Source organism: Bacillus cereus group sp. BfR-BA-01381, from assembly GCF_022663555.1.
Classification (GTDB): Bacteria; Bacillota; Bacilli; order Bacillales; family Bacillaceae_G; genus Bacillus_A; species Bacillus_A pacificus.
Map to the genome: position 1 here is coordinate 1 of NZ_JAKUFR010000148.1, position 7,260 is coordinate 7,260.

Here is a 7,260-nt window from a genome sequence, read left to right on the forward strand (position 1 = left end):
TAAAAATGTAAGCTATTGTGATAGTTATTTCGACAATTTTTTTATACAATATTAGTAAGAAGTTGCACGTGATTGAAAGGAGAGATGACATGGAATGGATTCATGAATTATTTCAGCAATACGGGTACTATGTTGTACTTGTTGGTTTGCTGTTAGAATATATTGCACTTCCGTTTCCGGGAGAGCCAACGTTAGCATATGCGGGATTTTTAGCACATAAGGGTGATTTAAGTTTACCGATTTTAATTATCCTATCCTTTATTGGGACAAGTGTAGGAATGACAATCCAATACTTTTTAGGAAATAAATTAGGAATGCCCTTTGTTCAAAAGTATGGGAAATACGTATTTTTAACACAAAGAAAAATCGACTTAACAAGAATGTGGTTTGATAAGTATGGATACTTCTTGATTTTTATCGGTTTCTTTATTCCTGGTGTACGTCACTTTACAGGATACTTTGCAGGAATTATTAACTTACCATTCCGCCGTTTTGCAATTACAATTTACTCAGGTGCTCTATTTTGGGTATCATTCTTCTTAATCGGTGGTTACTGGTTAGGTGGAAACTTGCATGATATTTTTGGAGCGCTAGAAGGTCACATCGGTAAAATTATTTTTGGAGTGATTGCGATTGTAGCAATTACGTTAGGAGTTCGTTTCCGCAAACAGTTAAAACGAGCATTCTTACAAAACGCAAGTTAATATGGAATCCATTCTATGTCAGAATTTAGGAAGGCAGTGCAGATGCACTGCCTTTTTTATTTGATGTTCCAATCTATTTTCAACTTTCCTTTTAATTGATTTCCGCTAACTATAATGTAATAAGTACCTGTCTTAATTGCTGCGAAATGGTACGTATTAGGACCAGCTGGAGCTAAATAATTTTCTTCCTCTTGAAATTCACTAGCCATTTTTATGTCCCCTATGTAGCCATTCGAATTATCAGTTCGTGATTCAATAGTGAATTCTAATATGTCACCTCGTTTTAATTCAATTGGGACTTTATGTTCACCACTAAAATGTTGAAAAGATGCTTCGAAAGAGTTATCGGTTTTTGTTTCGCCCCATTGTTCTTTTGATGTTCCAACCCTTTCTATATCTACTAAGTTAATTGTGATAAATATAATAAGCATAATGCTTGGTACGAAATACGGTATCCACTTAAATTTTGTTGCTATGACTGTACATAAATAGAAAGAAAGAGAACATACTGCTCCGATTGATCCGAGGAACAAGAACTGTATTAGATCAGCTTCTTTAAATATTAAAAAGGGAAGAAAAAATAAATAGCCGCAAAAAATATAAAGTAATAATGTCTTCAGTCTTGTATGTGTTTTTAATTTCAATTTATCTATGCAAATAGAACAAAAAATTGCATATACCGCAAGGACAGGAACGAAGGGAATATATAGTAGTTCTCGTAATCCAGCTAAGAAACTATATAATGTTGGTTGACTAGTTGTTAAGAGAAGCGTGCTAATAAGTGATAATAAAAAGAAAGTCGCTGTAAGCTTAGTAAGAATATAGAAAAAAGTAGATGTTTTATTCATAGGTCACTTCCTTTGTTTAATATTTCACATTCATTATATAGGTTATTTCCATCATAATATATCTTTATTCTTGTCAATTATTAACGTCAAAATGACAATTATAATTGACAAGAATAAGGATATTATTTACAATTTTAATTAAATAAATGAAAAAGAGGGAAGACATGAAGCTTCAAAATCGAGTGAGGGAATTGCGGGCAAAGCATCGTTTATCACAAGGGGATTTAGGGAAAGCGATTGGATCATCGCGGCAAACGATTAGTTTAATTGAGCGCGGGGATTATGCACCATCTATCGTATTGTCGTTAAAAATTGCACAAATTTTCAACGTACCGGTGGAGGAAATATTTATGTTGGTGGAGGGGGAAGATGATGGTGAAGAGTAAACGAAAAAAACAATTTGATTTTTTGGGGAAAATGGCATTAAGTATGATGGGTGGTTTTTTAACATCTTATATAGCTTTAGATTTACTCTCGGATGAACCGAGAAAATTATCATCCAATACATTTATAGGTATATGTACTATTTTTGGAATTTTAATGATGTACTATACTTGGAAGAATACACGTATGTTAGCGGAGGCACGCGATGAAGAAGAGAGTGTACAAGGCAGAAAATTAGGCATTATAAGTATATATTTACGTGTAGGTGATATAGTTACGCAGGCATGGTTTGTATATGCAGTTATTGCATGTAGACGTGCACTGTTGCAGGATACAAATGTTTCATTTGCAGTGTGGAATTTAGTAGCTTCTATTGTTTGTTTAACTATTGTAGTGATTAGTGGGCTCATAACAAAAAATCGTTATAACAAGCTATATCCTGAACAAGGTGTAACATATATGGAATCTATGAAAATGTGGACGAAAAACGCAGATGAAGGATTAAAGCACATTGTGCATGAGGCTGGATATAAAGCGTATGAATTTACGAATACAATATTGGCATATGTATGGTGGGCTGCCGTTATATATACGGCGGCTAGTGATATCGACTTTGTATTAATTGGTTTAATCTCATTTATTTGGATATTGCATCTCGGAAAGTTCATGTACGAAATGCAGAGAAAAATGATTTACTAAGGGGAGAAAAAGGTGGATATTTTAAGAAGGCCAGCTGGTTCAATGACGGCGGCGTTGGTTTTGTCCATTTTATACGGAGTAATCCGAACTGGGAAATTAGAAGTAATATTGGATGTATGGGAATTATTTGGGATTTTTTTATTAGTGCTAGCTATTCATGAGCTAGGACATGTAGTGTTTGGTTTAATAGGTGGTTTGAATTTTAAATTTATGACAGTAGGGCCGATTACTTTTCAAAAAGAGAAGGGGAAAGTACGCATTCGAGAAAATAAATTGTGGATGTACTTTGGAGGCGTGGCGATGTTAGTGCCTCCTTCTATAGAGACACCGAATCTTTCAAAAAAATGGGCGTGGATGACTTTAGGTGGACCGATTACGAGTTTATTATTTGGTATTACTTTCGGTTACATATACATGATGAGTTATTATCAATATCTTTTATATTTTTCTGTTTTACACTTTGTGATTTTTGCAGCTACAATCGTACCGATAAAAGGAACGTTTTTGAGTGATGGCATGCAATTTCTTATTTTAATTAAAGATGATGAAAAGGCTGGGCAGCATTTATATAACATTCAAGTATCGAGTGAATTATTTAGTTATAAAAGGCCGAAAGATTGGGATGAGAGATTAATAGAGCTTAGTGAGGAAAAATTAAAAGAGGATAAAAGTATAAGAGATATAATGAGTGGACTTATGCTCGTTTTTTATGCCAGGGCGGATCAAGAGGGAATGGAAAGAGCGATACCGTATGTAGAAACAATTGTTCAACTACCTGTAACGAAAGAGAATAAATTTTTCGTTAGTAGTTTTCATAGTTGGTATCTTTTATATAAAGCTCTTTATGAGATAGATCGTCTTTCTTTAGAAGAAGCGAAAGAACATGGGAAGGCTATTACAAAAATAGACTTACATGGGTATTATCGTACACAAGGAATTGTGAAATATGTAGAGGGCGATATGGAAGCTTCCAACGTTTATATGAGGAAAGCGGATAAAGAATTGAAGAGTGCTGAGAATAGTGAAATGGGATATTTACAATTAGAGAGAGAATGGTTTGAGCAGCTAAAGAAGAGGGTATCTTACGATGGGTGAGGTATCCTCTTTTTTCTATGTCGTCTTATGCCGTTCCATAAAAAGTGTGGGGCGAGTAAAATAAGATAAGAAGAGCAAAGCTTGGAGGAATTCTAGATGGAAATTTTAACGATTATTTTAATCGTCTTGCTCATTTATGCTGTTTTTAAAGTAGCGTATGTAGCATTAAAAATACTCGCGATCCTATTAATTATCTTTTTAATCGTAGAGTTCGGCAGTAAATTGCTTGGGGGATAGGGTATGTTGAGCGTCTTGATTGTCGAAGAATGTCGGTAAGTCGATATCCTGTGTCGAACCGTCGATATAATGAAAAAATCGCTGATATAAGTGGAGAAATCGTCGATATATTTGAAAAATCGCTGATATAATCCGGTTGATACTGGATGGGGTATATGGGAAAGAAGTTGCCGTGAGGGTAACTTCTTTTTATTTGTTTATAAATTGTTTATTTTTACCTTCTATTCTTAGAGTAAGGAGGCGGTAGAGATGAAAAAAGCGGTTTTAGAAGTAAGAGATGTGACGAAAAAGGTGAAGGGGAGAACGTTGCTAAGTCATATGTCTTTTTCTGTTTATAAAAATGAGATTTGTGGTTTTGTTGGGCCAAATGGTTCTGGGAAGACAACTCTTATTCGAACAATTATGGGGTTAATTCGACCCAATGAAGGGGAAATTTTAATTAATGGAATTAGCGTACAAAAAAGTCGAAAAGAAGCTCTTCAGCATGTAGGGGCAATTGTAGAAGCTCCAATTTTCTTCTCTTATATGTCAGGAAGAAAAAATTTACGGAATTTAGGGAGGATTACGCTACGCACTGATGGAGAAGTTCTTGAAAAAAAGGTGCAGCAAGTATTAGAAATCGTCGGTTTAGAAAATCGTGCTGACGATAAGGTTGGTACGTATTCGTTAGGGATGAAGCAGCGTTTAGGTATTGCACAGGCACTTCTTGGGGATCCAGATTTTATCATTTTGGATGAACCATCTAATGGATTGGATCCAGTTGGAATTAAGCAGCTTCGTAAAATTGTACTCGATTTACAGCGTGAGAAGGGAATTACTTTCTTCATTTCTAGTCATTTAATTCGTGAATTGGAGCTTATGTGTGATTCATGGGTCATGATTCGAGAAGGATCATTAATATGGCGGGGAACGACGGAAGAAGTACAAGGAAGGAATAAAGAATTAGAAGATATTTTCGTGGAGATGATGAGCTCATGATGATGTTAGTACGCTCGGAATGGGAGCGGCTTTGGGCGAAGAAAGTAACATGGCTTTGTTTTTTAATGATACCAGTGATGTTACTTGGGGCTGCTAAGTACTATTTAAAACATAATCAAGAGGTCGAAAGGATAGCGGTTGATTATACATATGCGAATTCGTTCCCTGTCCTTGCATTATCTGAAATGCTTATGAGTATATGTAATCTTGTTTTACTCGTTTTAATTGTTCTTGTGTTTGCTCAAGAGTATCATAGCGGTCAAATTAGGATGATAATCCAAAGATCATATACGTATTCGGAGGTTCTGATTGCAAAAATAATTACGATAGTAGCGGTAAGTTTGCTATTTATAAGTGTTTATTTTATTTGCAGTTATTGTATTGGCTATATTTTCTTTGAGCATGAACCGAATATTCTTTTGTTTTATCATACGGAAAAAACGAATGCACTTGGCGTGTTCTTATACTGTATTTCTTATTACGGAATTGCTTATCTTACTTTAATAGCAATGGCTAGCATATTAATTATGCTGTCGGTTATAAGTAAATCGACAACAAGTGCGACTCTTCTCGGTATGGGATTCATTATATTTTCCTTTGGATACCCAGCGATGGCGTTAGTGATAGGCAAATCCCCGACTGTTCTTTATATTAATTATTCTTCTTTAATTAAATTGCAACATGAAGGAATTGCTATATCTTTATCTGGTAGTTCAAGAATGATTCTTTTTGGATCTGTAGTTTTACTACTATATATTGTTGTTTGTAATACTGTAACAGTTTATTGGATAGGGAAAAAAGATAATTTTGTGTGAGGTGTGAAGAATGAGACAAATACTTATAAGTGAATTTGAACGGATTTTTAATAGAAAAAAGACGAAAGTATTAATAGTTATTTTTGGGCTGCTACTTATTTTGCATAGCGTATGGGTTCATACTTTTGGAGTTGCTATTTATGATACAAAAGGAACAGAAGCAATCTTAAGTAATTTAAACTTTCCTGTCGCAGTTACAAGAGAATGGTATTTTACGTTATTCTTATTAATTTTTCCAATCTTATTTATTGATAGTTTTAATGGTGAAATTTCATCTGGTGCGTATCGGCTTGTTATGATTCGTCCCGTAGGTAGATGGGAATTATTATTGGCGAAATGGATTACTCAAATGAGCATTGTAAGTTTGTTTTTGTTAATGGCATTCATTGAGAGTTATATATATGGAACATTTTTTATAAGGCGTGCAGAAGAGACATTCTTTTTAGATAAACAAGTCATTTATAGTGCGAATGCTTCTATTTTATATACTGTAAAATATTATTTAATACTATGGTTTATAGCAAGTGCTTTAACAATGTTGAGTAGTTTTGTAAGTCTGTGTTTTCAAAACGCTATCATTACGTATTTTGTAATAGTTGGTTTATTAGTAGCAAGTTTATATGTGAATGAAGAATTAAGTTATTTTGTAATTGGAAGTGAATCAATTCTAAGAATATTAAGTGAGGGGAAAGGAACATTTTACCTAATAAATGGTACAATTTTAGGAGGATGTGCAATAGCGGCTATGTTTAGTTGGTGTAAAAAAGATATATTTAATTAGGAGGGGCTTGCCGTGACGAGCAAAATACTACTTGTAGACGATGAACCAGATATTCTTACATTTATTGAAGATAGTCTTGTCATGGAAGGGTATGAAGTAAGAAGTGCATTAAGTGGTGAAGAAGCTTTGAAAAAATTAGATAATAGCGTGGATCTCATTATTTTAGACGTTATGTTGCCAGATATGAATGGGTTTAAAGTTTGCGAGAAGATGAGAGAGTCTTATGCATGCCCAATCTTATTTTTAAGTGCGGATAGTAGTGAACGGTCTCGGATAGAAGGTTTATTGATTGGTGGAGACGATTATATTAGTAAGCCATTTAGTTTAAAAGAGTTGAAAGCGAGAATTGTTGCCAATTTGCGCCGTACGACAGATTTAAGAATGGTGGATCAAAAGGAATTTTTACGCTATGGAAGTATATTAATAGATTTGCAAAACTACGAAATAATGACTGGGAAAGAAAAAATTCATTTTACAAAAAAAGAGTATGAAGTTGTGAAAATGTTAGCACTTCATGCTGGTCAAGTTTTGACGAAAGAGCAGCTGTTTGAAAAGATTTGGGGATATGATAGTGAAAGTGATGTTTCTACTGTAGTTGAGCATATAAAGAAAATTAGAACAAAGCTTAGTGTATATGACAGAGAAAATACATATATTCAAACGGTGTGGGGAATTGGATATAAGTGGAGTGTACAGAATTGATGCAAAGGTTAAGGATT

General features: G+C 34.2%; 10 protein-coding genes. 9 read left to right on the forward strand and 1 reads right to left on the reverse strand.

The window, feature by feature from the left end; all coding sequences use genetic code 11:
- Positions 1-89: 89 nt before the first annotated feature.
- Complete coding sequence (locus MR079_RS27110; protein WP_000454756.1) at positions 90-704, forward strand: DedA family protein; 615 nt, start codon at positions 90-92, stop codon at positions 702-704.
- A 56-nt stretch (positions 705-760) separates the two neighbouring features.
- On the opposite strand, the gene MR079_RS27115 is transcribed toward MR079_RS27110, so the two are convergent.
- Positions 761-1,552, reverse strand: a complete 792-nt coding sequence (locus MR079_RS27115; RefSeq protein WP_242294983.1) for a hypothetical protein — start codon at positions 1,550-1,552, stop codon at positions 761-763.
- Positions 1,553-1,716: 164 nt separating this feature from the next.
- Here MR079_RS27115 and MR079_RS27120 point away from each other — a divergent pair, with 164 nt between their 5' ends.
- From MR079_RS27120 to MR079_RS27155, 8 genes are all read left to right on the forward strand, one after another.
- Positions 1,717-1,938 (forward strand): helix-turn-helix transcriptional regulator, encoded by a 222-nt coding sequence (locus MR079_RS27120; protein WP_000776164.1) that lies wholly within the window; start codon positions 1,717-1,719, stop codon positions 1,936-1,938.
- Positions 1,925-2,635, forward strand: coding sequence for a DUF3169 family protein (locus MR079_RS27125; RefSeq protein WP_242294984.1), 711 nt, complete (start codon positions 1,925-1,927; stop codon positions 2,633-2,635). Before MR079_RS27120 ends, MR079_RS27125 begins: the two co-directional genes overlap by 14 nt.
- A 42-nt stretch (positions 2,636-2,677) precedes the next feature.
- Positions 2,678-3,730 carry a M50 family metallopeptidase gene (locus MR079_RS27130; protein ID WP_242294986.1) on the forward strand — a complete coding sequence of 351 codons (1,053 nt, stop codon included), beginning with the start codon at positions 2,678-2,680 and terminating at the stop codon, positions 3,728-3,730.
- 96 nt (positions 3,731-3,826) lie between these two features.
- On the forward strand, positions 3,827-3,967 hold the full coding sequence (locus MR079_RS27135) for a DUF3985 family protein (protein WP_000404782.1): 141 nt from the start codon (positions 3,827-3,829) through the stop codon (positions 3,965-3,967).
- Between the two features lie 249 nt (positions 3,968-4,216).
- A complete protein-coding gene (locus MR079_RS27140; protein WP_242294985.1) occupies positions 4,217-4,945 on the forward strand; it encodes an ABC transporter ATP-binding protein in 729 nt (242 codons plus the stop codon).
- Entirely contained in the window at positions 4,942-5,760 is an 819-nt protein-coding gene (locus MR079_RS27145) for an ABC-2 transporter permease (protein WP_139868263.1), read from the forward strand. Before MR079_RS27140 ends, MR079_RS27145 begins: the two co-directional genes overlap by 4 nt.
- A 10-nt stretch (positions 5,761-5,770) precedes the next feature.
- Positions 5,771-6,541, forward strand: coding sequence for an ABC transporter permease (locus MR079_RS27150; protein WP_139868260.1), 771 nt, complete (start codon positions 5,771-5,773; stop codon positions 6,539-6,541).
- 12 nt (positions 6,542-6,553) lie between these two features.
- Entirely contained in the window at positions 6,554-7,243 is a 690-nt protein-coding gene (locus MR079_RS27155) for a response regulator transcription factor (protein ID WP_016718853.1), read from the forward strand.
- Positions 7,244-7,260 lie beyond the last annotated feature (17 nt).

Excerpts from the sequence above, each read along its gene's own strand:
- MR079_RS27120 (WP_000776164.1), top strand. The coding sequence starts at position 1,717 with ATGAAGCTTCAAAATCGAGTGAGGGAATTGCGGGCAAAGCATCGTTTA.
- MR079_RS27115 (WP_242294983.1), bottom strand. The coding sequence starts at position 1,552 with ATGAATAAAACATCTACTTTTTTCTATATTCTTACTAAGCTTACAGCG.
- MR079_RS27110 (WP_000454756.1), top strand. The coding sequence starts at position 90 with ATGGAATGGATTCATGAATTATTTCAGCAATACGGGTACTATGTTGTA.
- MR079_RS27130 (WP_242294986.1), top strand. The coding sequence starts at position 2,678 with ATGACGGCGGCGTTGGTTTTGTCCATTTTATACGGAGTAATCCGAACT.
- MR079_RS27145 (WP_139868263.1), top strand. The coding sequence starts at position 4,942 with ATGATGATGTTAGTACGCTCGGAATGGGAGCGGCTTTGGGCGAAGAAA.
- MR079_RS27140 (WP_242294985.1), top strand. The coding sequence starts at position 4,217 with ATGAAAAAAGCGGTTTTAGAAGTAAGAGATGTGACGAAAAAGGTGAAG.
- MR079_RS27135 (WP_000404782.1), top strand. The coding sequence starts at position 3,827 with ATGGAAATTTTAACGATTATTTTAATCGTCTTGCTCATTTATGCTGTT.
- MR079_RS27150 (WP_139868260.1), top strand. The coding sequence starts at position 5,771 with ATGAGACAAATACTTATAAGTGAATTTGAACGGATTTTTAATAGAAAA.
- MR079_RS27125 (WP_242294984.1), top strand. The coding sequence starts at position 1,925 with ATGGTGAAGAGTAAACGAAAAAAACAATTTGATTTTTTGGGGAAAATG.